The following is a 26,958-nucleotide window of genomic DNA, read 5'->3' on the forward strand; positions in this document are numbered from 1 at the left end:
GCCGACCGGCGCACGGGATCTTATCGGCGAACCCGGTCGAGCACCGCATCGCGGAGCGAGGCCATGCGTTCCCGGGTCGGGGCTTCGACGTTGAGCCGCAGCAACGGCTCGGTGTTGGAGGCCCGTAGGTTGAACCAGGCGCGGTCGGCGAAACGCAGGGTGAGGCCATCGGTTTCGTCGACCTCCGCGTCCGGGTACGCGGCCCGTACCTCGGCCACCCGCGCCGCCTGGTCTTCCACCGTAGAGTTGATCTCACCGGAGGCGACGTACCGCTCGTACTCTCCGGCCAGCACCGACAGCGGCAACGACTGCTCGCCCAACGCCGCCAATGTGTGCATCGCGGCGAGCATGCCGGTGTCGGCGAACCAGAAGTCCCGGAAGTAGTAGTGCGCGGAGTGCTCCCCGCCGAAGATGGCGTTGGTCCTGGCCATCTCGGCCTTGATGAACGAGTGCCCAACCCGGGACAGGACCGGTTGCCCACCGTTCTCCCGGACGATCTCCGGCACGGCAGCCGAGGTGATCAGATTGTGGATCACCGTCGAGCCGGGGTGCTTGGCCAACTCCCGCGTGGCGACCAGCGCGGTGATCGCCGACGGTGACACCGGCTCCCCACGCTCGTCGACCACAAAACAGCGGTCGGCGTCGCCGTCGAAGGCCAGGCCGAGGTCCGCCCCCCCGGCCCGCACCGCCCGTTGCAGGTCGACCAGGTTCTTCGGGTCCAGCGGGTTCGCCTCGTGGTTGGGGAAGGTGCCGTCCAGCTCGAAGTAGAGCGGCACGATCTCCAGCGGCAACGCCGGCAGCGCGGCATCGCCAAGCACCGTCGGGACCGTGTAGCCGCCCATGCCGTTACCGGCATCCACCACGACCTTCAACGGTCGAATCCGGGTCAGGTCAACCAGCTTGCGCAGGTACGCCGCGTAGTCCGCGAGCAGATCGCGCTGCTGGACCGGCGCACTCGGCGAACCCACCGGCCGGGCGTCACCCGCGTCCAGCAACGCCTGGGCCCGCGCCCGGATCTCCGCCAGGCCGCTGTCCTGCCCGATCGGACGCGCCCCCGAGCGGCACATCTTGATGCCGTTGTACTCGGCCGGGTTGTGGCTCGCCGTGAACATCGCCCCCGGCAGGTCGAGCGACCCGGAGGCGTAGTAGAGCATGTCGGTCGAGGCCAGGCCCAGTTCGATGACCGCCCGGCCGGCGGCCCGGACACCGGTGGCGAAGGCCGCCGCGAGCCCGGGGCCGCTGTCCCGCATGTCGTGCGCGATCAGCACCGCGTCGCCGGGCTCCCCGCCAGTGTTGAGAACCTGGGCAAAGGCGGCACCAAGCGCCGCGGCGACCTGCTCGTCCCACTGGTGCGGCACCACCCCACGCACGTCGTAGGCCTTCACGATCTGGGACAGGTCAGTCACCTTGCTCCGCTCCTCGCGCTGGCGTCGTCAACGGCCTGAGCGTATCGGAGCTCGGATGATCGCTCCGGCCCAGCCGAAGAGCTGACGGTATCCAGCTCAGTCCGGCAACCGGGGGATGAACCGGGTGCGGTCGTCCGGCGCCGGCGCGGCGGGCCCACGCTGGCCGGGAACCGGGGGCACCGGCGGGGAGCCCGGCCCGCCCGACACCGGCGGGGAGCCCGGATAGGCCGATGCTGGCGGCGCGCCGTCGGGTTGGGTGCCGCAGAGCCCCGGGGTTGGGCGCTGCGTTGCCGGGCTGCCGTACAGACCCGGCGTCGCCGGTCGTCCGGGGACCGGTGGCTGACCTGGGCCGGAATACCCGAAACCAGCAGGGTGGGTGCCGCCGGCGGGGACCGACCGGTCCTCCCGGAACCGCCGGACCAGCAGGACGATCAAGACGACGCCGACCGCGACCATGGCCAGGCCGGCGTAGAGGAAGACCGAACCGCCGGACGACTCGGCCGGCGCCGCGCTGTCGACGTCATCCCCCGGGTCGGTCAGGGTGTCAACGGCTGTTGACGCCGCCGCGGTGGCGGCCTCCGTCGCCGCGACGGTCGGCACCGGCGCGGCGGTCGAGGTCGGGGCCGCGACCGGGCTACCGCCGGTCACCTTGGCGGAGTCGGAATCCTGACCGATCACCTGGCCGTCTGTGCTGACGGCCTCACCGACAACGGTGAGCTGCCCGTCCACCGTGTCCGGGGCGAACGCCACCTCGTACCGCAGTTTGACGCGCTTGCCCTTGCAGAGCTGCGGGTTCTCCGGTGACGTCGCGGCGGTGGCCACCCCGCCCCGGCCGGCGGAGAGCTCCACCGGAAGCCACCTACCCCCGGCGTTGACCTGCACCCCCACCTGGTCCGCCCGGAGGCCGTCGAGGTAGAAGGTGAGCGCGGCCCGCAGCTGCACGCAGCCCTCGGTACGCTTGCGTACCTCGACCGCGACCTCCTCCGCCGACTCACCGGCCTTGAACTTCCCAGCCGCGCTGACCCGCACCGTGTCCTCGGCGGCCAGCGCGGGCGACACACCGAGCGCCAGCAGGGTGCCAGCACCCGCGCAGACCGCTACGAGCCGTGCCGTGGACCGCCAAACCGCCATGATCACCTCGCCGTTTCTCCCCTGCCGGGATCGCCGGTCAGGCTACTACCGCGCAGAGACGACGCTTGGCCCGACGGCGTCCCGCGCCACCCGGGCCGCCGGGCCCGACGCGGCGGCGGCACGACCAGGCCGTCGCAGACCTAACCAGCGATACCGGTGAGGACCAAGACCCGGGGTTCGGTGTAGTCGTCCATCGCACTACGCACCCCCTCCCGCCCGACGCCAGAGCCCTTCACCCCGCCGTAGGGCATCTGATCGGCCCGGTACGACGGCACGTCCCCAACAATCACCCCACCCACCTCCAGCACCTGCCCGGCGCGGAATGCGGTGTCCAGCCGATGGGTGAAAACGCCCGCCTGCAACCCATACGCCGAGTCGTTGACCGCGGCGAACGCGGCGTCGTCGGTGCTCGCCCGGGCAACCACCAGCACCGGTCCGAACACCTCCTCGGCACTGACCTTGGCCTCCCTCGGCACCCCGGACAGCACCGTGGGCGGGAACTCGGCCCCGACCCGGCGCCCACCGACCTCGATGGTGGCGCCCGCCGCGACCGCCTCGTCCACCCACGCCTCGACGCGGCGGGCGGCTGACTCCGAGACCAGCGGACCGACCTCGGTCAGCTCGGACGAGGGATCACCGGTGCGCAGCGCCTGCACCGCCGCGACCAGGCGAGGCAGGAACCCGTCATAGAGCCACTCGTGCACGTAGACCCGCTGCACCGCGATGCAGGACTGGCCGGCCTGGTAGTTCGAGAACGTCGCGATCCGGTGCGCGGCGAAGGTCAGATCCTCCTCCGTGCTCCAGTCCTCGCAGATCACCACGGCCGCGTTGCCACCCAACTCCAGGGTGACGTGCTTCTCCGGTACCGACCGGCGGATAGCCGCGCCGACCGGGCCTGAGCCGGTGAACGACACCACCGGTAGCCGCGGGTCGGCGACGAGGCCGGCGGCCTGTTCGTTGGGGAGCGGCAGGATCGAGAACATGCCCTCCGGCAGGTCGGTCTCGGCCAGCAGCTCACCGAGGAGCAGCGCGGACAGCGGAGTGGCCGGGGCCGGTTTGACGACGATCGGCACACCGACCGCAATCGCCGGCGCGACCTTGTGCGCCACCAGGTTCAACGGAAAATTGAAGGGGGAGATCCCCAGCACGGGGCCCCGCGGTGCCCGCCGGACCAGAGCCAGCCGACCGGCGGCGGCCGGGTCGGTGTCCAGGCGCTGCAGCTCACCGGAGAAGCGCCGGGCCTCCTCGGCGGCCCACCGGAACGTCGCGAGCGCCCGCCGCACCTCGGCGCGCGCCCACTTCACCGGCTTGCCGTTCTCCGCGGTGATCAGTGCCGCCACCTCGTCGGCCCGCTCGGCGAGTCGCCGCGAGACGTGCTCCAGGGCCGCCGCGCGCCGGTAGGAGGGGAGGGCCGCGGCCGTTGGGGCCACCGCGGCTGCCGCCGCGACAGCGGCCTCGACCTGGTCGCCGGTGGCGAGGGTGGTACGCCCGACAACACGGCCGTCGTACGGATGGCGCACGGTCAGCTCCTGCTCACCGTGGGCGGGGCGGGAGGCGACATGGAAGGCTATGGACTCCACGTCGAGCAGCGTAGACGAGGCACCGCTTGGCGATCCCGGGTGAGCTGCGTCACGATGGGCGCCAGGAGGTCGCCCATGGCTGACCCGTGGCTCGCCCTGGAAATCGGCGTCGATCCGGCGGAACGGATCGCGCAGGTGGGTGCCGCCCACACGGCCTTTCTCACCGGGGCGACGCCGCAGCGGGTGCGAGAGGTGGTACGCCGGTCATGGGAACGGTCGATGCCACTCGACCCGGAGGGCACCCCACCCGTCGACCTTGTTGACGACATGCTGGATAGCTACCGGGCCGGACACCCGCTGGCCCCGGTGCTACCGATCTTCCGGGATCTGCTCGGTGGGATCGCCCAGGACGGCGCGCACCTGATGGCGGTCTGCGACGTCCACGGCCGGCTGCTCTGGGTGGAGGGACACCCGGGGGTGCTGCGCCGGGCCGAACAGATGAACTTCGTGCCCGGGGCCCGCTGGGACGAGACGCACGCGGGCACCAACGCACCCGGCACCGCTCTCGCCGTGGACCACAGCGTGCAGATCTTCGCCACCGAACACTTCAGCCGCCGCGTTCAGCGCTGGACCTGCGCCGCCGCGCCGATCCACGATCCGGCCACCGGTCGAATTCTCGGGGCGGTCGACATCACCGGCGGCGATCACCTCGCCACTCCGCAGAGCCTGGCGTTGGTCCGGGCCACCGCCTGGACCGCCGAGGCGTTCCTGGCCGGGATGACCGAGGTCGAGCCGGACGTGGTGCAGGTGGCCGCGCTCGGCCGGGACGAGGCCCAGCTACGGGTCGGCGGCCGCCGGGTTCGGCTGGGCCGGCGGCACAGCGAACTGCTCGTGTTGTTGGTGGACCACCCGGAGGGGCGCACCGGGGAGCAGCTCGCCCTCGATCTGTACGGCGAGGACCGGCTGCACCCCGTCACTCTCCGGGCCGAGTTGTCCCGGCTGCGCCGGGTACTCGGCCCGGAGCTGCTCGACTCCCGCCCGTACCGACTGCGCTGCCGAGTACGCGCCGACTTCCGTACCGTCACCGACCGGCTGGAACGGGGTGACCCGGCGGGTGGGATCGACGCGTACTCCGGGAGCCTGTTGCCCGGCTCGGACGCGCCGGGAGTGGCCCGGCTGCGCCGGCTGGTCGACGGACAACTCCGGGCGGCCGTGCTGGCGGCCGCAGACCCGGCGCTGCTCGTCTCCTGGACCGCGACTCCCGCCGGCGCCGACGATCTGACCGCCTGGGAGGCCCTGGCGCGGGCACTGCCACCGGGCGCCCCGCGCCGGCCGCTCGCCCTGGCGCGGGCCCGCCAGCTCGCCCGGGAGTACGACGTCACGCGTGCAACGTCGCTGCAACGTCGAGAAAATTAGGGTCGACGCCGTCCACTCCTCGTTGACGGCGGAGGTACCCATGACGCGTTACGACGCGCCCACCCACTGGCAGTCCCGCTACGACCATTTCATCGGTGGCGAGTACGTCAAGCCGCATGGCGGGCGGTACTTCGAGAACCCAACCCCGGTGACCGGGCAGCCCTTCTGCGAGGTGGCCCGGGGTACCGCCGAGGACGTGGAGCGGGCCATCGATGCCGCGCACGGCGCCGCCGGGGCCTGGGGGCGCACCCCGGCCGCCGACCGAGCCCTGGTCCTCAACCGGGTCGCCGACCGGATGCAGGAGCACCTGCAGGCCCTGGCGATCGCGGAGACCTGGGAGAACGGCAAGCCGATCCGAGAGACACTCGCCGCTGATATTCCGCTCGCGATCGACCACTTCCGCTACTTTGCCGGCGCGATCCGGGCCCAGGAGGGCTCCCTGGCCGAGATCGACGATGACACAGTCGCGTACCACTTCCATGAGCCGCTCGGTGTGGTCGGGCAGATCATCCCGTGGAACTTCCCGCTGCTCATGGCAACCTGGAAGCTCGCCCCGGCACTCGCCGCCGGCAACGCGGTGGTACTCAAGCCCGCCGAGCAGACGCCCGCGTCGATCCACTACCTGCTGTCCCTGGTGGCCGACCTGCTGCCGCCGGGTGTGGTCAACGTCGTCAACGGATTCGGGGTCGAGGCGGGCCGACCGCTGGCGTCCTCGCCCCGAGTGGCCAAGGTGGCGTTCACTGGCGAGACCACGACCGGGCGGCTGATCATGCAGTACGCCAGCGAGAACATCAAGCCGGTCACCCTGGAGCTGGGTGGCAAGAGCCCGAACATCTTCTTCGACGACGTCAGCGCCGCGCCGGACGACTTCCGCGACAAGGCGCTCGAGGGCTTCACCATGTTCGCCCTGAACCAGGGCGAGGTCTGCACCTGCCCGTCGCGGGCGCTGATCCAGCAGGGCCACTACGCCGACTTTCTGGCGGCGGCCGTCGAGCGGACCCGGGAGATCAGGCCGGGGCACCCGTTGGACAGCGCAACCATGGTCGGCGCGCAGGCGTCCAACGACCAGCTCGAAAAGATCCTCTCCTATCTGGACATCGGTCGACAGGAGGGTGCCCGGGTGTTGACCGGTGGCGCACGGGCGCAGCTGGGCGGCGAGCTCTCCGGTGGGTACTACGTCGAGCCAACGATTTTCGAGGGCAGCAACTCGATGCGAATCTTCCAGGAGGAGATCTTCGGCCCGGTGGTGTCGGTGACCTCCTTCGCTGACCTCGACGATGCGGTCAAGATCGCCAACGACACCTTGTACGGACTCGGTGCCGGCGTCTGGACTCGGGACATTAATACGGCGTACCGGGCAGGACGGGCTATCCAGGCAGGGCGGGTCTGGACAAACTGCTACCACGCGTACCCAGCGCACGCCGCATTCGGCGGGTACAAGCAGTCCGGAATCGGCCGGGAGAACCACAAAATGATGCTGGACCACTACCAGCAGACCAAGAACCTGCTGGTCAGCTACGCCCCGAAGAAGTTGGGCTTCTTCTGATGAGCGACCTGGTAACCGTGACCCCCGCAGCGGCCGAACTGATCCGGTCGCTGCGGGAGCAGCACGGTCCGTTGATGTTCCACCAGTCCGGTGGCTGCTGTGATGGCAGCGCACCGATGTGCTACCCCGCCGGCGAGTTCCGCACCGGCTCGTCGGACACCCGGCTGGCCGCGCTGACCGTGGACGGAGTGCCAGAGCCAGTCGAATTCTGGATCTCGCGCGCCCAGTGGGACCTCTGGCAGCACACGAAGCTCACGATCGACGTGGTTCCCGGCCGGGGCAGCGGATTCTCCCTGGAGGCCCCGGAGGGGCTGCGCTTCCTTCTTCGCTCCACCCTCGCCCGCCGCGACCACGAATGAGGACACGACCACACAGCAGGGCATCGACTCCCGCGAACCCAGCTCGGGACGCAGCTCAGGGGCACCAGCTCAAGTATCCCCCACATCCCCAAGATCATCCTATTACCCATTTCGGCCGCACCTTGGCTGTGCCCCTCGACCGGTCGGGGCGGACGACTGGTCGGCCGCTCCCAGGACCGGGTGATGGTCGGTGCGCCCAGGGACGAACCGGCCATGCGGGCGGAGGACTCACCGTTGGTCCGCTCGAACGGCAGGCCGAATCCTTGCGTCAGTCCAGACCTCGGACTTACTCGTCCAGTTGGGCAGCGGGGATCCAACGGAGGCGACCATCCGGGTGCGGCGGCTGGCCGTGAGCAGCGCAGCCCTAGCGGCTGACCTCGTCCAGACGGCGTCGAAGGAACCCGCGTTCGGCTGCGTTGTCGGTCAGCTCCAGCGCCTGCCGGTACTGTGCCGCCGCCTCGGTGTGCCGGCCCAGCCGCCGCAGCAGGTCGGCCCGAGTCGCCGGCAGGTACCGGTAACCGGCGAGCCGGCCGTCGGCGTCCAGCGCCTCGATGGTTGCCAGGGCGGCGGTCGGTCCGTCCGCCATGGACACAGCGACCGCCCGGTTCAGGGCCACCACCGGTGACGTCCAGACCGTCAGCAGCACGTCGTACAGGCCGACGATCTGGCGCCAGTCGGTGTCTTCGTAGGTGGGTGCCTCGGCGTGCAGCGCCGCGATGGCCGCCTGCAGCGCGAAACGGCCGGCCCCGCCGCGCAGCGCGCCCGGGACCAGCGCCGCGCCCTCGGCGATCACGGCCCGGTCCCACCGGCCGCGGTCTTGCTCGGCGAGGAGAAGCAGCCGCCCGTCGGTAGCCGTTCGGGTCGCCCGGCGGGCGTCGGTGAGCAGCAGCAGGGCCAGCAGCCCGCGTACCTCCCGCTCATCGGGCATGAGCGTCCGCAGCATCCGGGCCAGGTCGAACACCTTCTCCACCAGGTCCACCCGCACCAGCCGGTCGCCGGCCGGGGCGGTGTGCCCGATGGTGTAGAGCAGGTGCACCACGGTCAGTACCGCGTCCAGCCGGTCCGGCAGCTCCTCGGGAGCCGGCGCGCGGTAGGGGATCCGGGCCGCGGCGATCTTCTTCTTGGCCCGGGTGACCCGGGCCGCCATCGTCGCCTCGGAGATCAAAAACACATGAGCAATCTCGGCTGTGGTGAGCCCGCAGACCAGCCGGAGCGTGAGCGCGACCTGCGCCTCCCGGGCGAGGGCCGGGTGGCAGCAGGTGAAGAGCAGACGCAGCCGGTCGTCGGTGATGTCCTCCACCGTGTACTCCTCGGGTTCGACCAGCAGCGGCAGCTTGGCGCGCAGGGTGCGCTCACGGCGGCGGCCGTCGAGGGCCCGCCGCCGTGCGGTCGTCGTCAGCCAAGCGCCGGGGTTGTCCGGGACGCCGGCGTGCAGCCAGGCGTCGAGCGCGATCACGTACGCGTCCTGCACGCACTCCTCGGCGAGGTCGAGGTCGCCGGTGACGCGCACCGTCGCGGCGAGCACGAAAGCCCACTCACGACGGTGCGTGTCGGCGACAGCTCGCGCGATAGCCGTCTTGTTCAGCCGTCTACCTCCATGATCGGTCGGAGTTCCACGCCGCCGGTGCCGGCGGGGCAGAGCTTGGCCAACGCGATGGCATGGTCGAGGTCACGGGCCTCGACCACGTAGTAGGCGCCGAGGGCCTCTTTTGTCTCGACGAACGGGCCGTCGGTGACCATGTCGCCACGGACCGTCGTGGCGGTGCTGGTCGGCTGGAGCGCCTCCCCACCGAGGATCTTGCCCCCCTGTTCAGGCACCTGCTGGGTGAACCGCTCGTGCTCGACCATCGCGGCCTGCCACTGCTCCTCGCTGGCGTTCTCCCACACCTGCTCGGGCTCGTAGATCAAGATTAGGTACTTGGCCATGAACTCCTCCTCCAGTTGCCGATTCTGGTCCGACAACCTTCCGACGAACGGCAGGACGCGGATTTCGACAGCGGCCCGGATCCTCTTCCGGACCATTTCTTACATCCCTCAGCTGGCGAGGGCGCGGTTCGGCGAAGTACTGGACACCCCCGGTCAAGCCGTGTGCCGTGGCGGTGGTCGCTCACGCCGGACAAACCCTATCCGCGGTGTCGCTGGCCGCGCTGCCACAGCTCGGCCAGCCCGGCGATGGTACCGGCGGCCGCCGCCGCACCGGTGGCCCGACCGATCCTCGCCATCGCTGGCTGCTGGTGCTCCAGTCCCCGAACTAGACGAGTAAGTCCTGACAACCCTGGGTGGTGGAGATAGACGAAGGGTGTTGAGGGTTTGTGACGACCGACTCAACACCCTCCTGACGGCACTTTACGTGAAGATCGATGACTGGCTCGGGGCGGCGTAGGCCCGGACGGCCACCCAGGCTCGCTGCTCAAGCAAGCGATCCGCGTGGTCGCGGCGGACACCGACCTGGGACCGACGCCACCTGGATGGTCGACTCGACGCCGGTCGAATGCGGCCGGTCCCGCTCGACAGTGAAACGCTCGGACCTGGCCGGGTGGGCAGGCTTCCCCCCGTCGAACCACCATCGCCTGGACCCGCCGGTACAAGGGTTTCCGTTGCCGCAATGACTCTCGGCGACGAAATGCGTCAGCGACTTCGAGCCCCTGGTGCCCGGCGGCATCAAGGTACCCAACACCAACTTCTACCGAGCGCCCGAGCACGGCGCCGACCCCGAGGCGTTCGGCCGTTGGGCCGCCGAGGAGATCCGCCGAGCCATCGAGCGAGAAGGCCCGGAGACCGTCGCCGCGGTCTTCCTGGAGCCCGTGCAGAACTCCGGCGGCTGCATTCCACCCCCACCCGGCTACTTCACCCGCGTCCGCGCAATCTGCGACGAGTTCGACGTCCTGCCCGTCTCCGACGAGGTGATCTGCTCGTGGGGCCGGCTCGGCGAGTACTTCGGCGCGGTCCGCTACGGCTACCAGCCCGACATCATCACCACGGCCAAGGGCATCACCTCCGGGTACGCCCCGCTCGGGGCGATGATCGCTGATGACCGGCTGATGGAGCCGTTCCTCACCGAGACCGGCGTCTTCGCCCACGGGGTGACCTTCGGCGGGCACCCGGTCTCCTGCGCGGTTGCGCTCGCCAACCTGGAGGTCCTTGCCCGCGATGACCTGATCGGCCACGTACGCGCCAACGAGGCGACGTTCCGGGCCACCCTGGAACGGCCACACGAGTTGCCGATCGTCGGCGACGTTCGGGGCGACGGGTACTTCTACGGCATCGAACTGGTCAGGGACAAGGCGACCAAGGAGACCTTCGACGAGGCGGACTCCGAGCGGCTGCTGCGCGACTTCCTCTCCCCCGCGCTCTTCCGCTCCGGCCTCTACTGCCGAGCCGACGACCGGGGTGACCCGGTGGTGCAGCTCGCACCACCGTTGACTGCCGGGCCAGAGCAGTTCGACGAGATGGAACAGATCCTGCGAGCTGTCCTCACCGAGGCCTGGTCCCGGTTGTAACCGTGCGGGGCGAACGCGGCGGCGGTCAGTGACTGGGCGGAATCACGCGGAGGTGGCCGCGACGCCCGGTGGACGACGTCGAGGACGCCGAGCCGGGGCTGTCCTCCGGGGGGCGAGGGGCCACCGGGCGGGCTGCCTCGCGGACCGCCTCGGCGAGAGCGACCAGGTCGTCCGTCGTGGGCGGCGGCGGCTCGAACTCCCCCTCGTGCCGGACGACATCCCAACCCCGTGGCGCGGTCAGACTGCGCGCGTGCGGCTCACAGAGGTCGTACGTGTGCGGCTCGGCAAAAGCCGCCAACGGCCCCACCACGGCGGTGGACTCGTTGTAGACATAGGTCAATGTGGCGACTGCTTGCCGGGGGCAGCCGTTTCGGGTGCAGCGCCGTGATGACCTCACCGCGGCAGGGTATCTCCATTACCGGGTCCGGCGCACCGGTTCGCGACCCGACACGCCCGTCTTGGTGATCACATTTCAGCCGTTCGGATCCGGCGCGCCAGCGCGCCCCGGCTGCCGCGGGACAGCACCGGTCGGGGACTACCCTGGGCTCATGGGAAGCCCGGAACACCGCCGCCCCGGCACCAGCCGGCGCACGCGCCGCGACCGTCATGGACGTGGGCTGCGCGGCCGCCTGGTGCCCGCGACGGTGCCGCTGGCGCGAACGAAGGCCGAGGTCTTTGACGGACTGGTGCTGGACACGGTGGAGACACTCGAGCGGCGGTTCGCCAAGGAGTTGGCCGGCGTCGAGTTCGCGGTGGAGGACGTGCCGCCGGAGCTGAATGTCTACGACTCTGACGTACTCGAGGACGGCGCAGTACCTCTCGCCCGCCTGCTGGCGGGGCGACCGGGCCGGCAGGAGATGCCGCCCCGGATCGTTCTCTACCGCCGGCCGCTCGAGTTTCGGGCGATGGACCGTGAGGACCTGGCCGACCTCGTTCACGACGTGATCATCGAACAGGTGGCGAACCTGCTCGGAGCGGACCCGGACGAGTTGGCCTGAGCCCGGCCACGGCGGCTGGACGGAGCCGGGCCACGGCAGCGGTCCGGGGCAGCCCCCACCACCCCGGATCCAACCTGATGTCAGGCGGCACGCCGCTTGAGCCTGCGGCGTTCCCGCTCGGAGAGACCGCCCCAGATGCCGAACCGCTCGTCGTGACCGAGCGCGTATTCGAGGCACTCGGTCTTGACCTCGCAGCGCGAGCAGATCCGCTTCGCCTCACGGGTTGAGCCGCCCTTCTCGGGGAAGAACGCCTCCGGGTCGGTCTGCGAGCAGAGCGCCCGCTCCTGCCACTCCGGCGCGTTTCCGAGCAGGTCGGCAGCCTCGAGCTGGCCGTCCATTCAATGCCTCCTTGTCGCGCACCGGCGTCATCGCCGCTGCAACCCCCCACGCGAAAGGCGTGTTGTCCGTCCGGTACCGATATGTAGCGTTTCGCGAACAACCCCAGTCAAATTACACGCGTGTCATACGTGCGCCGTCAAGCCAAACTTGATATTGGGGTTGCCCTCCAAACCTCACCCGGTCCGGCCTATCGGCCTCCCGGCCTCGCAACCTGCCCTACCGATTCAGACCCCCGCCGGGTAACGCCCGCCCCGGCGAGTTGCCAGAGTTTTCTCCGTGGCGTGGCACCGAACACCCCGTCCAGCCAACCCGCCGAACCGGCTGGTGATCTTGGCGGTGCACAGGCTATCCCGCCGCCGCCACGCCCATTGCCCAGGGTGACCAAGGGGCGCAACCCCGTGTCCACATAGTGGACATTCCGCCCGACAGGCATTTAGCACGACAGTCAGCAAGGCCGCTGATGCGTCGTCCAGACAAGAGGATTCAGCGGTTAGTCCACTATGGACTGAGATTATGCCCGCCCAGCGGCGGATCTCACCAGTCGGTACAGCGACCGACCGAGGGTCCCGGTTGGCCGCTGCCCGTGGGCTTCCCAGCTGCCGCGGACCAGCCCAGGCCACCGGGACGACGCGCCCTTGGGGCACTGCACCCACGGCCAGTGGACCAGCCCGAGGCCGGCGACGAGTTGGGCCCGGCGCTACCCGGGCCGGCGGCGGAGCAGGTCCAGGGCTACCCCGCCTGGTGGCCGTACGCGGTTGTTCGCTTGCTCGCTGGTCGCCCGGCCGCTGCCGCGATCGCGATCAACTGGTCCTCGGTCCGAGCCGACCCGTTGCCCGAGCCCGCCATCCGGGAGATCGTCTCCTCCATCAGGGTGCCGCCCAGATCGTTGCAGCCGCCGCGGAGCAGTTCGGCGCTCCCCTCGTCACCCAACTTCACCCACGAGCACTGGATGTTGTGGATCCGACCGTGCAGCAGCAGCCGGGACATCGCGTGCACCACCCGATTCTCCCGCCAGGTAGGCCCCGGACGGGCGATCCCCGCCAGGTAGATCGGGGCGTTGGTGTGCACGAACGGCAGCGCGACAAATTCGGTGAAGCCGCCGGTACGGTCCTGCGTGTCGGCCAACACGCGGAAGTGCGTAAGCCACTGCGCGGGATGGTCAACATGCCCGTACATCATCGTGGAGCTGGACCGAATCCCCAACTCGTGCGCGGTGGTGACCACCTCGACCCAGGCGGCCGTCGGTAGCTTGCCCTTGGTGAGGACCCAGCGCACCTCGTCGTCGAGGATCTCGGCGGCGGTGCCGGGGATGGTGTCCAGCCCGGCCTCCCGCAGCTCGGTCAGCCACTCCCGGATGGAGACGCCCGCCTTACCGGCCGCGGTAACGACCTCCATCGGGGAGAACGCATGCACGTGTAGCCCCGGCACCCGGGTCTTGATCGCCCGCACCAGGTCGGCGTAGGCCGTCACCGGCAGCCTCGGGTCGATACCCCCCTGCAGGCACACCTCGCTCGCCCCGGCCCGCCACGCCTGCTCGGCCCGGTCCGCGATCTGGTCCACCGAGAGCCGGTACGCGTCGGCGTCCCGCTCGCGCTGCGCGAAGGCGCAGAAGCGGCAGCCCACATAGCAGATATTGGTGAAGTTGATGTTGCGGTTGACCACGTAGGTGACCTCGTCACCGACCGCGTCGCGGCGCACATCGTCGGCGATCCGACACAGCTCCTCCAAAGCCGGGCCGTCCGCCGCGAAGAGCGCCAGCGCCGCAGCGGTCTGTCCGGGCTCCAGCAGCGACGCCGGATCGTCGGCGGCGAGGCGCAGACCGGCCCGCAGGTCGTGGTCGCCGACCCCGGCGGTCGCTCCGGCGCCCACCCGACCGGCCACCATCGACCAGTCGCCGTAGACCTGGTCGAAGTCGCCCCGCCGGTCGCTGGTTCGGCCGGTGGTGTCGATGGTGGTGTGCAGGTCGGTCCGCCCGCCGTAGGCCTCGTCCGGCTCCTGCCACGGCCGCCCCGTCGGCTGGGCGGTGGGGACCGCCAGCCCGGTCGCCGGGTCCGCCAGGGCCGCAACGTGTGGCAGCAGGCGCGGGTCGAGCCAGGGGTCGCCGGCCTGGACGTACTCCGGGTAGATGGTCAACCGCTCCCGCAGCGCGAACCCGGCCTGCTCGGTACGGCGAGAGAGCTCGTCGAGCTGCGGCCAGGGCCGCTCCGGGTTGACGTGGTCCGGGGTCAACGGCGAGACGCCGCCCCAGTCGTCGATGCCGGCGCGCAGCAGCAGGTCGTACTCGCCCGCGATGAGGTTCGGTGGCGCCTGGAGGCGAGCCTGGGGCCCAAGCAGTACCCGGGCCACCGCCACGGTGGCGGCAAGATCGTGCAGCTCCGCATCGGGCATCCCGCGCATCGCCGTGTCCGGCTTGGCCCGAAAGTTCTGCACGATCACCTCCTGGAGGTGGCCGTACTCCCGATGTGACCGGCGGATCGCGAAGAACGCGTCGACCCGCTCGGCCAGGGTCTCCCCGATCCCGATGAGCACACCGGTGGTGAAGGGCACATTCACCCGACCCGCGTCCTCGAGCACCCGCAGCCGAACGGCCGGCTCCTTGTCCGGCGAGCCGTAGTGCGGGCCTTTCGGGGATGACCACAGCCGGGTGGCGGTGGTCTCCAACATCATGCCCATGCTCGGCGCGACCGGCTTGAGCCGCTGCAGTTCAGACCAGCTGAGCACCCCGGGGTTGAGGTGTGGCAGCAGGCCCGTCTCCTCCAACACGGCCACCGCACAGGAGCGCAGGTAGTCAAGGGTCGAGTCGTACCCGCGCTCGTCCAACCACTGGCGCGCCGCCGGCCAGCGCTCCTCCGGCCGGTCGCCGAGGGTGAACAACGCCTCCTTGCAGCCGAGCTCCGCGCCCTGCCGGGCGATCGCCAGCACCTCGTCGCGGTCGAGGAACGCCGCCGGCAGCCGGTGCGGCACCGTGGCGAAGGTGCAGTAGTGACACCGATCCCGGCAGAGGCGGGTGAGCGGGATGAAAACCTTCTTCGAGTACGTCACCACACCCGGCCGCCCGGCCGCGCGCAGGCCCGCGTCCCGGATCGCCCCAGCGACCCGGAACAACTCGTCCAGCGCGGCACCTCGAGCGCTCAGCAGCGCCGTCGCCTCGTCGCTGTCCAGCGCCCGCCCGGACGCCGCTCGACGCAACGCCCGCCGCACACTCGCCTCGGTGGGGACCGGCTCCGTGCGATCAACCATCCGCTCAGCGTAGGCGCTCCACCCGCCTCCTCGCCCTGCCGGTTTGATCACTCCGTCGGCCGGACCCCCGCGGGGGCCGGTACCGACGTGGTCAGTCGGGGCTGTCGGACGGATTAATGCGCCGGGTGCGGTCCTCGTCGTGGGACGGCGCCGGGGGCTCAACCGACTGGCGGGGAATGGCCTGGGTCGGTTCCACCGACGGCGGCTGCCCGAACGGCGGGGCCGGTGGGGCTGGCGGGGACGTCCCGGCGGGCGGCGCAACAGACTGGCCGTAGACAACACCAGACTCGGGCGGAGCGGGCTGGGGCGGAGCGGGCCAACCAGCCCCCTGGCTCGGGTCGGGCCAGCCAGCACCCTGGCCGGGGCCAGGCCAGCCAGCACCCTGGTTGGGGCCGGGCCAGCCGCCGGGCCAACCGGGCTGGGCACCAGGCTGTCCACCGGGGGGCGGAGCCGGCCAGCCAGACTGGGGAGCGCCGTAGACCCCGGGCTGGGGCTTGGGCTTGGGCACGTAGTAGAGCCGGCGCCAGATCCGATACACCGGGAACCCGGCCAGCAGCAGCAGCCCCAGCCCGGCCAGCTGGCTCAGGAACCCAAGGAAGGCGTCAAGCAACTCAGCTGAGACCAGCCGGTCAACGGACCAGATCAGGAAGGTCAATGCACCGAAGACGGCGCTGAAGGCGTACTGGCCCAACGCCACCTGGGTGATCAGCTTTGCCCGGGGAAGCACCGGGTGCAGGTGTGTGGCGAGCAGGACCGCCAGCAACGGCAGGACGACCGCCTCGACGCCGGTGAACGCGGCAGCCGCACTGCCGGCACGCCCGGCCGCCGAGGTGGCCGAGGTCATGAGCCGGAGCAGGCCGACAAAGAGGAGGAGGGCATTCGCGCCGAGGAGCACAAACACCGCTGGTTCACGCAACGGCCGGGTCAGTTGACGCGCCGGCGTCGGTTCGGTGGACGCCGGTTCGACAGGGCTGGTCACGGTATCCCCCTTCGAACGGAATCGGACAACTGCCGACGTGAGCCTAGTCTCCCGGGTGGCCCGGAGCCCGGAGGCGGCGGGTAGGCGAGGATGGACGGCATGCGCATCGTGGTTCTGACCGGAGGAATCGGCGGCGCCCGGTTCCTGCTCGGGGTGCGGGCCTACGCCCGGACGATCGGCGCCGAGGTGACCGCCGTGGTCAACGTGGGCGACGACCTGTATCTACACGGCCTGAAGGTCTGCCCGGACCTGGACAGCGTCATGTACACGCTGGGTGGGGGCGCCGACCCGGAACGTGGTTGGGGGCGCGTTGCGGAGAGTTGGACGGTGCGGGAGGAGTTGGCCGCCTACGGGGCAGAGCCGACCTGGTTTGGGCTGGGCGACCGAGATCTCGCCACCCATTTGGTCCGCACCACCAAGATCACCGCCGGCTACCCACTGCACCAGGTCACCGCTGCGCTGGCCACCCGCTGGGAGCCCGGCGTACGCCTGCTGCCGGCCACCGACGACCGCCTGGAGACCCACGCGGTGGTTGACCTCGACGGCGGCCAGCGGGCAATCCACTTCCAGGAGTGGTGGGTACGGCACCGGGCCGAGCTTCCCACGCACCGGTTCGTCTTCGTCGGCGCGGAGGACGCGAAGCCGGCGCCGGGAGTGACCGAGGCGATCGCTGCGGCGGACCTGGTGCTGATCGCACCGAGCAACCCGGTGGTGAGCATCGCCCCGATCCTGGCCGTGCCTGGGGTGCGGGACGCGGTCGCGGCGGGTCCGGCCCCGGTGGTCGGCGTGTCCCCGATCATCGGCGCCGCCCCGATCCGCGGAATGGCCGACCGGTGCCTGGCCGTGCTCGGCATCGAGTGCAGCGCCGCCGGAGTGGGCGGCCTCTATGGTGGACGGACCAGCGGCGGCCTGCTCGACGGCTGGCTGGTGGCCGAGGAGGACGCGGCGACGGTGGTGCCGGGGGTGACGGTCCACGCGGCGCCGTTGCGGATGACGGACGAAGCAGCGACCACGGCGATGGTCCAGGCCGCGGTGGGGTTGATGTGAACCTGGAGATCATGCCGGTGCGCGGCATCGGCCACGTGTCCGAAGGCGACGACCTGGCCGCCATGATCGTCACCGCGGCGCCGTGGCTGCGCGACGGCGACATCCTGGTGGTAACGAGCAAGGTCGTCTCGAAGGCGGAGGGACGACTGGTGGATGTCCCGGCCGATGGGCCGGAGCGGCTCGAGGCGCGGGCAGAGGTACTGGCGGCGGAGACCGCGCGGGTGGTCGCCGCCCGCGGCGCGACCCGGATCGTCCAAACCCACCACGGCTTTGTGATGGCCGCCGCGGGTATCGACGCCTCCAACATCGACAAGACCCGGCTGGTGCTGCTCCCGGTTGATCCGGACGCCTCCGCCCGGGCGCTACGCGCCACCCTACGACAGCGGTACGGCCTCGATGTGCCGGTCATCATCAGTGACACCATGGGCCGCCCGTGGCGCAACGGGCTCACCGATGTCGCACTCGGCGTCGCCGGCATCGACGCTGTTCACGACCACCGGGGTGAGGTCGACCCGTACGGCAACGAGCTGGAACTCACCCAGATGGCGGTGGTTGACGAACTGGCCGGCGCTGGCGAACTGGTCAAGGGCAAGTGTGACCAGGTGCCGGTCGCCGTCGTACGCGGTTACCCGGCCACCCCGCGGGCCGACGACGGACTCGGGGCCAGGGCCCTGGTCCGGGACTCGTCGTTGGACCTGTTCTCGCTCGGCACCGCCGAGGCGCGGGCCGCCGGGCTGGCCGAGGCCGCCACCCTGCGCAACGGCACCGGCGCGACGCCGCCCGACCCGGCCGCGATCGACCGGGCGGTCGCCGTCGTTGGTGCGACGGTAGCCCCCGGCACGACCTTCACCCATGTCACCGACCCGGCAACCCACGACCAGCTGGCCGGCACGGTACCGGGCTGGCCGGCCACAGCGAACACCCTGCTACTCGCCGCCCCGCCGACCCCGGTGGACCCGTTCGGGCTGGTCCGGTTCGGCGCGGACGTACACCGCCTACGCGCCGCCCTGGCCGCCGAGGGCCTGCCGTCGACCCTGCTGCCGCCCCCGCCCGGCACCTCCGCCACAGCGGCCCTGGCGCTCTAGGTCGGTGGCACCGGGTCACGGGGCAGCCGCCCCGCGGCCCGGTCGGGGTCAGCCCACCCAGAGCGCGACCCGGTGGTCCTCGTCGGTGACGTAGAACCGGCTCCCGTCGAGCTCTGCCAGCCCTTCGACGTGGTGGAACGGCGCGAGGTCGGCGACCAACTCGCCGGTGATCCGGTGCCCCTGGCCCGGAAGTCGGAAGCGGACGTGCCGGGAGGTCACCTCCCCACCCGCCGGGTGGTCGGCCAGCAACACCGAGCCCTTCCCGAGCGCGTCGATCGAACCGATCACCGCCGCGTAGCCGCCGTCCGCGGTGGGCGCCATCGCCCGGAAGCCGGCCAGCGCGTCGGGCGGGGTCACCCCGGTCAGCACGTACGCGCCCCGCGCCTCCGGCCAGGTCGGACTGGGCTCGAACATCTGGGGCACGCCGGCCAACTCGACCAGGACCGGGTCCCCCTCGGCGGTGACCGGGAACCGCAGCCCGAGCAGCGCCGTGCCGGCCGGGGTGAAGGCGACCGCCTCCACGTTCAGCGGCAGGTCGTCGGCGGCCAGCCGCTCGACCCAGCCCTTGGACCGGGCGGTCCCCCGCGCCACGGTGGCGCCGATGAACTGGGAGCGGACCTGGTCTCCCGGCGGCAGCGGCGTGAACGGGGCCTTGAGCAGGGCGTCGTTCACCGCCCGGTGGAGCCGGAACCGGTTGCGTACCACCTGCACCGGCAGCGGGCCGTGGGCCGCGTCCTGCTCGCGGAACCGGGCGACGAACGCCCGCCGCGGACGCAGCGGGCCGGCCTTCGATCCGAAGTGCGACCCGAAGACATACACCCAGCCGTCGTGGTGGGCCAACGCCTCGCCATCCTCGGTACGGCCGTTCTCGGCTCCGGCGTCGGCGGTCACGTGCTGGGCCGTCCAGGTGCCGTCGGCCCGCTCCAGGAGCAGCGCGAGGCACTGCTCGACCGGGCCCTCGTCCAGCACCGTCCAGAAACCACGCCGGGCACGGTGGGCGCGCAGCAGCGCCGGCGAACGCACCGGGAGCAGGTCACTGGCCTCGTTGTCGCCCACCACGAATTCCAGGAGTCGCAGAGTCACCAGCCAAGCGTACGAACCCCGCACACGTAGGGTTGCGGGCGCACCCGAACGCCGAGGAGGGCCCTTGTCAACGCCCGAGCTCCACGTCGACTCGCCACCCAATCCCGCCCTGCACGCCGACGCTCGCACCGTGCTGCGCGACTGGACGCCCACCTCGGTGGCCGCCGCCGAGGCCCGGGACCGAACGCTGGACCTGCTCGCCGCCGGACCGGAAGCGATGAGCCGGACGCACCGGGCCGGCCACGTCACCGCCAGCGCGCTGGTGCTCGACGCCTTCGGTTCCCGGGTGCTGCTCTGCCTACACGGCAAGTTCCGCAAGTGGGTGCAGCTCGGCGGGCACTGTGAGCCCACCGATTCGACGCTGGCCGCGGCGGCGCTGCGGGAGGCGACCGAGGAGTCCGGCGTGATCGGCCTGCGGATCGATCCGGTGCCGATCGACGTGGACATTCATTCCGTCACCTGCCAGGGCGGCTCGTTTCACCACGACGTACGCTTCGCCGTCCTCGCCCCGCCCGGCGCGCGGACCCAGGTCAGCGAGGAGTCCGAGGAGTTGGGCTGGTTTCCACCAAACCAGCTTCCGACTCCGTTGGCCGGCGGGACCGCCCAGCTGATCACGCCGGCCCTGGCAGCGCTCAGACGAGCCCCATTTCACCCCGCTCCTTGAGCTCGTCGACGAGTTGCTTCACGTCCTGGGCGCGGTCCCGCGGGCAGATCAGCAACGCGTCCGGGGTGTCGACCACGATCAGGTCCCGCACTCCGACCGTCGCGACGAGCCGGCCCGAGTGCGGGACAACCACCAGGTTCGTGCTGTCCCGCAACAGGACACTTGGCTTTGCCTCCCCGCCCAGGACCGTGTTGCCGGCCGGGTCCGCCGGCAGGACTTCGCCGAGGGTATGGAAGTCACCGACGTCGTTCCAGCCAAAGGCACCGGGGACCGTCGCCACCCGGCCCGCGGTCGCCGCCCCCTCCATCACCGCGTAGTCGACCGAGATCTTCGGCAGCGTCGGCCACACCGTGCCGAGCACCTCGTCCTGTTCCTCGGCGCCCCAGGCGGCCGCGATCTCGCGCACGCCCGCGTGCAGCGCCGGCTGCTGCCGGGCCAGCTCGGCGAGGAAGACATCCACCCGCCACACGAACATGCTGGCGTTCCAGAGGTGGCGACCAGACCGGAGGTACGCCTCCGCCACGTCGGCGTCCGGCTTCTCCTTGAACTCGACCACCGGCCGCAGCGATCCGTCCCCGCTCGGCTCGCCGGTCTCCAGGTAGCCGTAGCCGGTCTCCGCCCAGGCCGGGGTGATCCCCACCGTCATCAGCAGCCCCTGCTCGGCTCCCCGGGCGGCCTGGCGCACAGTATCCCGCCACCCGGCCGGGTCAGCGATCAGGTGGTCCGCCGCGAACGAGCCCATCACCGCGGTCGGCTCCTGCCGGGCGATCACGGCGGCAGCCAGTGCAATCGCCGCGCACGAGTCCCGCGGTGACGGCTCGACCAGGATGTTCTGCTCCGGCAAGCCGGTCAGCTGGCGGGCTACCGCGGTGGCGTGTGCCGTGCCCGTGACCACGAAGGTGTGTTCCGGCGTCGCCAGCGTCCCGAGCCGCTCCACGGTCGCCTGCAACAGCGACGCGGCGGACCCGGTGAGCGGGTGAAGAAACTTTGGATGCCCGGCGCGGGACAACGGCCACAGCCTGGTGCCGCTGCCACCCGCCGGGATGACGGCGTAGATCACCCGCCCATTCTCCCCGAGTCGATCGACTGAGGCCGCAGGGTCAGCCGAACCGGCGCCCGGTTCACGACCGGGCCCGTGACCAGGCGGCGAGGTGCACCTCGGCGCTGGACTGCCAGGTGAACTCCTTGGCCCGGTCGAAACCGGCCTGGGCCAGCGCCAGCCGGCGGTGCTCGTCGTCGAGCAACGCGACGAGGTCGGTGGCGATCTGATCCGACGCCTCGCTGGTGTACGCGACCGCCTCGCCGCCCACCTCGGGCAGGGAGAGCCGGGGCGTCGTCAGCACCGGGGCAGCACAGGCCATCGCCTCCAGAATCGGCAGGCCGAACCCCTCGCCGTACGACGGGTAGGCGGAGACCAACGCCCCACCGAGGAAGCCCGGCAGGTCGGCATAGCGCAGGTAGCCGGGGCGAAGCAGGCGCAGGTGCGACGGCACCTCGGCGACCGCACGATCGATCTCGTCGTCGTGCCCCTGCCCCCCGGCGATCACCAGGGCGGGCGGCTGGTGCCGGTCCGCCACGGCCCGCGCCCAGCCCCGAATCAGGTTGGGAACGTTCTTGCGGGGCTCCTTGGCGCCGAGGAACGCGATGTAGCTCTGGCTGCCGAGCCCCAGCCGGGCCCGAACCCGGGCCTTCTCCTCGGCGCTCGGGGCATGGAACGCGGCATGATCAACCCCGTGGTACGCCACATCGATTCGGGTCGGATCGGCGTCCAAGAGCCGGATCAGCTCGTCCCGGGTGGCTTTACTGGGCACGATCACCCGGTCGGCGCGGCGCAGCGACGTCCGGATCGCGCTGCGGAAGAAGGTGCGACGTGACTTGTCGTAGTGCTCCGGCTCGGTGAAGAAGGTGGCGTCGTGCACCGTCACGGTGACCGGACAACCGGCCCGCAGCGGGCAGGTGTAGAAGGGCGAATGCAGCACCTGGGCGCCGACCTGCTGGGCGAGCAGCGGCAGGCCGGTCTGCTCCCAGGCGAGCCGCGCGGGCCGATGCGCCACCGCGGCCGGGGCGGGGATGATCTCTGCCCCGGGCAGCATCCGGGTATAGCGCTCAAGATCCGTCCGAAGGCTCACCACGACCAGGTCAACGCTGGTGCCGCAGACCTTCCCGAGCGCGCCGAGCAGGCCGTCAACGTATCTACCGACGCCGCCACGATCGGCGGGAACACTCGTGGCGTCAATGAGCACACGGGGCGGGCTGCCGGCGGTCAAGGGGCGACTCCTTGCACTCGGGGGTGTGGGGTACAACACTTTCGCCGTAAGCCTACGCCGCACCCCCACCCAGGCGGTGACTGCGACCCGGCGCCGGGGCAAGTCGTCGTCGCCCGGCTCCAGACGGCGGGCGCGTATCGTTCGCGCTGATGGCCGACAACCTTGCCCGGGTCCTCGCCGACGCGATCGCACCCGACCCGACCCGACCGCTGCTCACCTGGTACGACGACGCCACCGGCGAACGCACCGAACTCTCCGGCGCAACCTGCGCGAACTGGGTGGCCAAGACCGCCAACCTGCTGGTTGACGGGGTGGGGCTCGCACCCGGCGACACCGCCGGGGTGCTCCTTCCCCCGCACTGGCAGACCGCCGCCGTGCTGCTCGGATGCTGGTCGGCCGGCCTCACGGTGGCGGACCCGCCGGACGATGTGGACGTCCTCTTCGTCGGCACCGGCCGGCTGGCCGAGGCGGACCGCTTCGGCGCCGGGGACCGCTACCTACTCGCGCTGGATCCGTTCGCCCGGCCACTGCGGGAGGTGCCGTCGGGGTACGCCGACTTCGCCTCCGAGATACGGACGCACGGCGACCACTTCGGGGCACCCGCGTCCGGTGGGCCGGCCCAGGCGGACCTGGCTGCCCGGGCGGCGGCGCGCGCCGCGGAGCTCGGGCTCACCCCCGGCACGCGGGTCCTGATCGACGTTGACCGCTACCCGGACCCGGTCGACTGGCTCCTGGCCCCGCTGACCGCGAACGCCTCCACGGTCCTGGTCGCGCACGCCGACGCCAGTCGTCTCGGCGCCCGCGCCGTCGCCGAGCGGACCACCCTCACCCTGCCCTGATCCCGTGGTCGGTGGCCGTCACCGGGCTCGCCCGCCAGCGGTGTCGTCGTGGGTGGCTCGACGCTGGGCCAGACCGGCGAAGGCGGTCAGCGACTCCGGGTTGGCCAGCGCACCCCGGGCTGCCGCCGAGTCGACCGGGGTACCGGTCAGGATCTTCTTGACCGGTACCTCCAGCTTCTTCGCCGACAGGGTCCGCGGCACGGCTCCGACCGGGTGGATCTCGTCGGGCACGTGCCGGGGCGACAGGGCGGTACGCAGTTCCCGGCAGATCCTCGTCCGCAGCGCGTCATCCCACTCCACTCCCCCGGCGAGCACCACGAACAGGAGCAGCTCACCAGCACCGCCCTCGGCGTCCTCCAAGTGCACGACGAGGGAGTCAACGACCTCGTCCAGCCCTTCCACGACCGAGTAGAACTCGGCGGTGCCGAGGCGAACCCCACCCCGGTTCAGCGTCGCATCGGAGCGGCCGGTGATGACGCAGCCGCCCCGCTGGTTGATCGTGATCCAGTCGCCGTGTCGCCAGACGCCGGGGTAGCGGTCGAAGTACGCCTCCCGGTACCGGCTGCCGTCGGTGTCGCCCCAGAACCCGACCGGCATGCTCGGCATCGGCTCAGTGATCACCAGCTCGCCCAGCGCACCGATGACCGGGGTGCCGTCGGCGGAGCGGGCCTCCACCTTCGCCCCGAGCGCTCGGCAGGCGATCTCGCCCGCATGCACGGGTAGCAGCGGATTTCCACCGACGAACCCGGTGCAGACATCGGTTCCGCCGGAGAGCGACTGGAGTTGGAGGGCGTCGCCGACGTTCTGGTAGACCCAGTGAAAGCCTTCGGGGGGCAGCGGCGCGCCGGTGGAGCCGACCCCCCGCAGGGCGGACAGGTCGGCGAACTCACTGGGGACCAGCCCGGCTTTGCGGCAGGCCAGCAGGAACGGCGCCGAGGTACCGAGGTGGGTGGCGCCGGTGCGCTCCGCCAGCCGCCACAGCGTGCCCAGGTCGGGATGGCCCGGATCGCCGTCGAAGAGCACGATCGCCGCTCCCACGGCCGGCCCGGAGACGAGGAAGTTCCACATCATCCAGCCGGTCGTGGTGAACCAGAAGAACCGGTCCGCCGGGCCCAGGTCGTGGTGCAGGGCGAGCATCTTCAGGTGCTCGAGCAGGATGCCGCCGTGGCCGTGCACGATCGGCTTGGGCAGCCCCGTCGTGCCGGAGGAGTAGAGCACGTAGAGCGGGTGGTCGAAGGGCACCGGGGTGAAGGTGAGCGGCTCGTCGGTGGTCGCGGCGAGGTCGGCCCAGGCGATCGTGTCCGCCGGGGGAAGACCGGTCGGATCGAGGTACGCGATGCCGACGGTGTGCGACAACGACGGCAGGGCGGCCCGGATGGCGGCCACCTCGGCTCGCCGGTCAATCGGCTTCTGGCCATAGCGGTAGCCGTCAACGGCGACCAGGACCTTCGGCTCGATCTGCTGCCAGCGGTCGGTCACGCTCCGGGTACCGAACTCGGGCGCGCAGGAGGAGAAAATCGCGCCGAGGCTGGCGGTGGCCAGCAACAGCACGTACGTCTCGGGAATGTTCGGCGCGTACACGGCCACCCGATCGCCCGCGCCGACGCCGAGCCGACGTAGCCCGGCGGCGACCCGGCGGACCTGCTCCCGCAGCTCGGCGGCGGAGAGGGTGACCGGTGGCCGGGTCTGCCCGTGGGCGATCACCACCGGGTCGGCGTCGCCCCGGCCCGGCATCCGCAGCACGTTCTCCGCGTAGTTCAGGGTGGCGCCGGGGAACCAGCGGGCACCGGGCATGGTCCGCTCGGCGAGCGTGGCCGTGGCCGGGGCGTGCGACACGACCTCGAAGTGGTCCCAGATCGACTGCCAGAAGGCGGGCAGGTCGGTGACCGACCAACGCCACAGTTCGGCATAGTCGGCGAAGTCAAGCCCGCGGTGCGTGCTCAGCCAACGCAGGTAGGTCCCGATCCGGCACCGCTCACGCACGTCCGCCGGTGGCGTCCACAGCACCTCACCCATCGCTCCACCCTCCCTCGGCCCGGCACAACGCTGTCCGGCCGTGGCGCCATCTTGCCCTACCTCGAGGTGTCGTCGCCGGCACCGGGGGCCGGGCGATCGGGGGTGTGGGGATTCAGCGCCTCGCTACGCCGCCGGCGTTTTCCACTGATGTGGACCGGAGACTACTCAGCCGTCCGGTGCGCCTGGATCGCCCGCCGGCGGGCGAGTCGGTGCGCCCGCCGGATCTCCGCCTCCCGGAAGCGCCGTTGGTCCGCGACGGTCTCCGGGGACACCGGTGGGACTGGCCGTGGGCTGCCGCCGACGTCAACGCCGACGAAGACGAGGTACGCGGTGGCGACCCGCACCGGCTCCCCCTCGGCCGAGTCCCACCGTTCGGCGGTTACCCGCACCCCGACCTCCATCGAGGTCTGCCCGGCCCAGTTGACCTGTGCGTAGGCGTGCACCAGGTCCCCGACCCGCACCGCCTCGGAGAAGACAATCTCGTCGATCGCCGCGGTCACCGCCGTCCCGCCACTGTGTCGGGCGGCGGCGGCCCCGGCGACATCGTCCACGAACTTCATCAGCACCCCGCCGTGCACGGTGCCGTAGAGGTTTACATCGACGGCAGTCATGATTCGACTCAGCGTGACCCGGGAGTATGCGGTCGGCCGACCCGGTGCGGTGGTGGCGGGGAATTCGCTCATATCGGAGACGGTACGGTGCGCGGATGCGACATCTATGGAGCTTCCTCGCGGGTCTCGTGGTGGCACCCGTCACGTGGATCCTGGTCACTCTCGGTCAAGATGGATCAGCGCGCACCGTCGACAGCTGGGTGGAGATCGGCCAGTTCAACTCGGCCAACCTGATCGAGCCCGCGGTCTGGCTGGTCGTCGGCGGTGTCCTGCTCGGACTCCTCGGCACCCTGCGCGTCTCGCCGATCGGCCCAATCGTCGCCGGGCTGCTGCTCGCCGTCCCGTACCTGGGGTTGGCCATCAGTCCATTCGCTGTCCGCAACCGCATCCCGGCGGACTGGACAGTCCTCGGCGACCCGCTTCCGCTACGGCTGCCGCTGGAGAACGGGACGCTCTTCCTGATCGGCCTCCTGCTGCTGGTCGCCGGCTTCAGCGGGCAACGCTGGCGGCAGTGGCCGACGACCAAGGTGGAACCAAAGGCAGCGGAGAACCCAGACCCAGCGGACACCCCGCTCGACGACTGGCCGCCCACACCGGAGCGGGAGAGCACCGAGCCGGTCCTGGGCAACCCGAAGTCCGACCCGACCGAAGCGCTACCCCGACAGACCGACGGCGAGTCCCCCTGGTCCACTCCGCCGCGGGGCAACCACCGGCCGACGACCACCACCGGGCCGCGCTGACCAACCGACCGAGCCGCACGCCCAGCCCACTCCCGGCAGGCCGGCAACCGGCCCGCCGGGGGGCGTGGCGCCGCCGGGGATCTGGGGGCCACCGGCGGGCGGTCAGCCCTTCAACAGCTGCCGCGCCATGACGATGCGCTGCACCTGGTTGGTGCCTTGGATCTGGGGGCCA

The 26,958-nt window shown here is 71.2% G+C and carries 23 protein-coding genes and 2 pseudogenes; 11 read left to right on the forward strand and 14 right to left on the reverse strand.

Annotated elements, in window-relative coordinates; all coding sequences use genetic code 11:
* Positions 1 to 20 precede the first annotated feature (20 nt).
* The 3 genes from K228_RS0115950 to K228_RS0115960 form a co-directional block, all read right to left on the reverse strand.
* Positions 21 to 1,406 carry a phosphomannomutase/phosphoglucomutase gene (locus K228_RS0115950; RefSeq protein ID WP_025619335.1) on the reverse strand — a complete coding sequence of 462 codons (1,386 nt, stop codon included), beginning with the start codon at positions 1,404 to 1,406 and terminating at the stop codon, positions 21 to 23.
* Between the two features lie 96 nt (positions 1,407 to 1,502).
* Positions 1,503 to 2,543 carry a hypothetical protein gene (locus K228_RS0115955; protein ID WP_025619336.1) on the reverse strand — a complete coding sequence of 347 codons (1,041 nt, stop codon included), beginning with the start codon at positions 2,541 to 2,543 and terminating at the stop codon, positions 1,503 to 1,505.
* A gap of 134 nt (positions 2,544 to 2,677) precedes the next feature.
* Positions 2,678 to 4,117: an aldehyde dehydrogenase family protein gene (locus K228_RS0115960; RefSeq protein ID WP_025619337.1), complete on the reverse strand. Its 1,440-nt coding sequence runs from the start codon at positions 4,115 to 4,117 to the stop codon at positions 2,678 to 2,680.
* A gap of 75 nt (positions 4,118 to 4,192) precedes the next feature.
* Here K228_RS0115960 and K228_RS0115965 point away from each other — a divergent pair, with 75 nt between their 5' ends.
* From K228_RS0115965 to K228_RS0115975, 3 genes are read left to right on the forward strand one after another with little or no spacing between them, the layout of a single operon-like run.
* Entirely contained in the window at positions 4,193 to 5,473 is a 1,281-nt protein-coding gene (locus K228_RS0115965; protein ID WP_025619338.1) for a sigma-54-dependent transcriptional regulator family protein, read from the forward strand.
* Positions 5,474 to 5,513: 40 nt separating this feature from the next.
* Positions 5,514 to 7,019, forward strand: a complete 1,506-nt coding sequence (gene exaC, locus K228_RS0115970; protein ID WP_025619339.1) for an acetaldehyde dehydrogenase ExaC — start codon at positions 5,514 to 5,516, stop codon at positions 7,017 to 7,019.
* Complete coding sequence (locus tag K228_RS0115975) at positions 7,019 to 7,378, forward strand: DUF779 domain-containing protein (RefSeq protein WP_025619340.1); 360 nt, start codon at positions 7,019 to 7,021, stop codon at positions 7,376 to 7,378. The genes exaC and K228_RS0115975 overlap by 1 nt, the downstream gene beginning before the upstream one ends.
* 364 nt (positions 7,379 to 7,742) lie before the next feature.
* Here K228_RS0115975 and K228_RS0115980 read toward each other — a convergent pair whose 3' ends face one another.
* Complete coding sequence (locus tag K228_RS0115980; protein WP_025619341.1) at positions 7,743 to 8,903, reverse strand: RNA polymerase sigma factor; 1,161 nt, start codon at positions 8,901 to 8,903, stop codon at positions 7,743 to 7,745.
* A gap of 56 nt (positions 8,904 to 8,959) precedes the next feature.
* The gene (locus K228_RS0115985) at positions 8,960 to 9,304 is read right to left on the reverse strand and encodes a YciI family protein (RefSeq protein WP_223160750.1); all 345 of its coding nucleotides are present in this window, start codon (positions 9,302 to 9,304) and stop codon (positions 8,960 to 8,962) included.
* Between the two features lie 424 nt (positions 9,305 to 9,728).
* Between K228_RS0115985 and K228_RS30400 the strand changes: the two are divergent.
* Positions 9,729 to 9,927, forward strand: a pseudogene (locus K228_RS30400) (IS982 family transposase); the annotation flags it as partial.
* Between the two features lie 81 nt (positions 9,928 to 10,008).
* Positions 10,009 to 10,878: pseudogene (locus K228_RS0115995) on the forward strand (aminotransferase class III-fold pyridoxal phosphate-dependent enzyme); the annotation flags it as partial.
* 25 nt (positions 10,879 to 10,903) lie between these two features.
* Here K228_RS0115995 and K228_RS0116000 read toward each other — a convergent pair.
* On the reverse strand, positions 10,904 to 11,275 hold the full coding sequence (locus K228_RS0116000; protein WP_033776968.1) for a DUF3499 domain-containing protein: 372 nt from the start codon (positions 11,273 to 11,275) through the stop codon (positions 10,904 to 10,906).
* Between the two features lie 151 nt (positions 11,276 to 11,426).
* Here K228_RS0116000 and K228_RS0116005 point away from each other — a divergent pair, with 151 nt between their 5' ends.
* Positions 11,427 to 11,876: a metallopeptidase family protein gene (locus tag K228_RS0116005; RefSeq protein ID WP_025619344.1), complete on the forward strand. Its 450-nt coding sequence runs from the start codon at positions 11,427 to 11,429 to the stop codon at positions 11,874 to 11,876.
* A gap of 80 nt (positions 11,877 to 11,956) precedes the next feature.
* On the opposite strand, the gene K228_RS0116010 is transcribed toward K228_RS0116005, so the two are convergent.
* The 3 genes from K228_RS0116010 to K228_RS0116020 all read right to left on the reverse strand — a co-directional run bounded on the left by K228_RS0116010 (position 11,957) and on the right by K228_RS0116020 (position 16,434).
* Positions 11,957 to 12,214 (reverse strand): WhiB family transcriptional regulator, encoded by a 258-nt coding sequence (locus K228_RS0116010; protein ID WP_011904858.1) that lies wholly within the window; start codon positions 12,212 to 12,214, stop codon positions 11,957 to 11,959.
* 730 nt (positions 12,215 to 12,944) lie between these two features.
* Complete coding sequence (locus K228_RS0116015) at positions 12,945 to 15,455, reverse strand: bifunctional FO biosynthesis protein CofGH (RefSeq protein ID WP_025619345.1); 2,511 nt, start codon at positions 15,453 to 15,455, stop codon at positions 12,945 to 12,947.
* Positions 15,456 to 15,546: 91 nt separating this feature from the next.
* Positions 15,547 to 16,434 (reverse strand): hypothetical protein, encoded by an 888-nt coding sequence (locus K228_RS0116020; RefSeq protein WP_025619346.1) that lies wholly within the window; start codon positions 16,432 to 16,434, stop codon positions 15,547 to 15,549.
* A 99-nt stretch (positions 16,435 to 16,533) separates the two neighbouring features.
* On the opposite strand from K228_RS0116020, the gene cofD reads away from it, so the two are divergent.
* On the forward strand, positions 16,534 to 17,481 hold the full coding sequence (gene cofD / locus K228_RS0116025) for a 2-phospho-L-lactate transferase (protein WP_025619347.1): 948 nt from the start codon (positions 16,534 to 16,536) through the stop codon (positions 17,479 to 17,481).
* On the forward strand, positions 17,478 to 18,566 hold the full coding sequence (locus K228_RS0116030) for a coenzyme F420-0:L-glutamate ligase (protein ID WP_025619348.1): 1,089 nt from the start codon (positions 17,478 to 17,480) through the stop codon (positions 18,564 to 18,566). Before cofD ends, K228_RS0116030 begins: the two co-directional genes overlap by 4 nt.
* Positions 18,567 to 18,614: 48 nt before the next feature.
* Here K228_RS0116030 and K228_RS0116035 read toward each other — a convergent pair whose 3' ends face one another.
* A complete protein-coding gene (locus K228_RS0116035) occupies positions 18,615 to 19,649 on the reverse strand; it encodes a hypothetical protein (RefSeq protein WP_025619349.1) in 1,035 nt (344 codons plus the stop codon).
* Positions 19,650 to 19,713: 64 nt separating this feature from the next.
* On the opposite strand from K228_RS0116035, the gene K228_RS0116040 reads away from it, so the two are divergent.
* Entirely contained in the window at positions 19,714 to 20,313 is a 600-nt protein-coding gene (locus tag K228_RS0116040) for an NUDIX hydrolase (RefSeq protein ID WP_025619350.1), read from the forward strand.
* Here K228_RS0116040 and K228_RS0116045 read toward each other — a convergent pair.
* Complete coding sequence (locus tag K228_RS0116045) at positions 20,282 to 21,373, reverse strand: mannose-1-phosphate guanylyltransferase (protein WP_025619351.1); 1,092 nt, start codon at positions 21,371 to 21,373, stop codon at positions 20,282 to 20,284. The genes K228_RS0116040 and K228_RS0116045 overlap by 32 nt on opposite strands.
* A 61-nt stretch (positions 21,374 to 21,434) precedes the next feature.
* Complete coding sequence (locus K228_RS0116050) at positions 21,435 to 22,580, reverse strand: glycosyltransferase family 4 protein (RefSeq protein WP_025619352.1); 1,146 nt, start codon at positions 22,578 to 22,580, stop codon at positions 21,435 to 21,437.
* A gap of 149 nt (positions 22,581 to 22,729) precedes the next feature.
* On the opposite strand from K228_RS0116050, the gene K228_RS0116055 reads away from it, so the two are divergent.
* Positions 22,730 to 23,419 carry a TIGR03089 family protein gene (locus K228_RS0116055; RefSeq protein WP_025619353.1) on the forward strand — a complete coding sequence of 230 codons (690 nt, stop codon included), beginning with the start codon at positions 22,730 to 22,732 and terminating at the stop codon, positions 23,417 to 23,419.
* 18 nt (positions 23,420 to 23,437) lie between these two features.
* Here the strand turns inward: K228_RS0116055 and K228_RS0116060 are convergent, their stop codons facing one another.
* Both K228_RS0116060 and K228_RS0116065 read right to left on the reverse strand, forming a co-directional pair.
* Positions 23,438 to 25,435: an acetoacetate--CoA ligase gene (locus tag K228_RS0116060; RefSeq protein ID WP_025619354.1), complete on the reverse strand. Its 1,998-nt coding sequence runs from the start codon at positions 25,433 to 25,435 to the stop codon at positions 23,438 to 23,440.
* 161 nt (positions 25,436 to 25,596) lie between these two features.
* The gene (locus tag K228_RS0116065) at positions 25,597 to 26,118 is read right to left on the reverse strand and encodes an acyl-CoA thioesterase (protein WP_025619355.1); all 522 of its coding nucleotides are present in this window, start codon (positions 26,116 to 26,118) and stop codon (positions 25,597 to 25,599) included.
* 56 nt (positions 26,119 to 26,174) lie between these two features.
* Here K228_RS0116065 and K228_RS0116070 point away from each other — a divergent pair, with 56 nt between their 5' ends.
* On the forward strand, positions 26,175 to 26,786 hold the full coding sequence (locus K228_RS0116070; protein ID WP_025619356.1) for a hypothetical protein: 612 nt from the start codon (positions 26,175 to 26,177) through the stop codon (positions 26,784 to 26,786).
* Positions 26,787 to 26,958 lie beyond the last annotated feature (172 nt).

Origin of the sequence: Salinispora cortesiana (assembly GCF_000484695.1) — a bacterium.
In the GTDB taxonomy this organism is placed as follows: Bacteria; Actinomycetota; Actinomycetes; order Mycobacteriales; family Micromonosporaceae; genus Micromonospora; species Micromonospora cortesiana.